The sequence below is a fragment of the Synechococcus sp. R55.2 genome, assembly GCF_047462075.1.
Classification (GTDB): domain Bacteria; phylum Cyanobacteriota; class Cyanobacteriia; order Thermostichales; family Thermostichaceae; genus Thermostichus.
Genome location: NZ_JANSIH010000152.1, coordinates 1 through 873 on the forward strand (window position 1 = coordinate 1; position 873 = coordinate 873).

Below are 873 nucleotides of genomic sequence, written 5' to 3' on the forward strand. Positions count from 1 at the left end.
TCGGCAGACAAAGCTTCCACCTGCAATGGCCTGAAGCACCGCTGGATCCACTGGGCATGGCCTCTCAGGTAACGGGCCAAGGTCTCCCGATCGGTTTCCAGATCCACTTGGCCACAGCGCGCGGCTTGTAAATCCAGGTGGGCTTTGTCCAGGGAGGGATCCCAAGAGGACGGAGAGGGATCTGCGGGAGCACCGCCTTCGGGGGACATGGCCCTTTCACTTGGCGGAACGGCGGGCTTGGAGCTGGCGATAGACATCCCTAACATCTACCTGATAGTGAGCAAGGGCCACGAGGCAGTGGTACCAGAGGTCGGCCATCTCACGGGCCAAAGCCACGCGGTCTTGATCCTTAGCCGCCATCACCACCTCAGCCGTCTCCTCGCCAAGTTTCTTCAAAATGGCATTTTCCCCCTTGGCTAGCAAGCTGCTGGTGTAGGAATCGGGACGGGGATCCGCCTGGCGGGCCTTGACCACGGCAAACACCTGCGACAGGGTATCGGCTGCTGGAAGGGGATCCCCTTGCAAAGGGCGAAAGAAACAGCTCCGCGCTCCTGTGTGGCACGCTGCATCCCCCACCTGCTCCACCAGGATGACCAGGGCGTCGCCGTCGCAGTCGTAGCGGATTTGTTTGACCCACTGCACATGGCCAGAAGTTTCCCCCTTGGGCCACAACGCCTGCCGCGAGCGGCTCCAAAACCAGGTGCGGCCTGTTTCCAGGGTTTTTTGCAGCGATTCCCGGTTCATCCAGGCCATCATCAGCACTGTTCCGTCCAGGTAGTCCTGCACGATGGCCGGGATCAGGCCCTGTTCATTGTAGGTGAGGCTGCCCAGCCAGGTGATCTCCTCGGGCAGAAGCGATCGAGGGGGATCCGA

Annotated in this window: 1 protein-coding gene and 1 pseudogene; both read right to left on the reverse strand. The window is 61.2% G+C overall.

Features of this window, described 5'->3' with window-relative positions; translation table 11 throughout:
- Positions 1-209, reverse strand: a pseudogene (locus tag NW838_RS05530) (hypothetical protein); the annotation flags it as partial.
- A gap of 7 nt (positions 210-216) precedes the next feature.
- Positions 217-840 carry a bifunctional phosphoribosyl-AMP cyclohydrolase/phosphoribosyl-ATP diphosphatase HisIE gene (gene hisIE, locus NW838_RS05535; RefSeq protein ID WP_414427662.1) on the reverse strand — a complete coding sequence of 208 codons (624 nt, stop codon included), beginning with the start codon at positions 838-840 and terminating at the stop codon, positions 217-219.
- Positions 841-873 lie beyond the last annotated feature (33 nt).